At 48.8% G+C, this 260-nt stretch carries 1 pseudogene; it reads left to right on the top strand.

The features are described 5' to 3' along the window. Positions 1 to 260: pseudogene (locus B4920_RS26810) on the top strand (conjugal transfer protein TraO); the annotation flags it as partial.

Raw genomic sequence — 260 nt, 5'->3', positions numbered from 1 at the left:
GCGCACCTATAACATCGTCCTCCATTTCATCGGTGAAGAAACGAAGAAAAATGCAGACGGTACGGTATCAAAATCCTTTATTGAAACGCCGTGGGCTGTGCGCCAGGCCGTTCTTCAGCTGACCTATGAATATCCGTTTGAGCAGCAGGAAAAAGCCAAAAGCGCGGCTGATAAAAAACGCATTACGCAGAAGCTGAAGCAGACGGCTTTTGCGGGGGCGAAGAACTATCAGTACGTAATGAGCGAACAGCCTGAAATGC

Source organism: Zoogloea sp. LCSB751, from assembly GCF_002028455.1.
GTDB lineage: Bacteria > Pseudomonadota > Gammaproteobacteria > Burkholderiales > Rhodocyclaceae > Zoogloea.
This window is presented reverse-complemented; position numbering and strand designations above follow the sequence as displayed.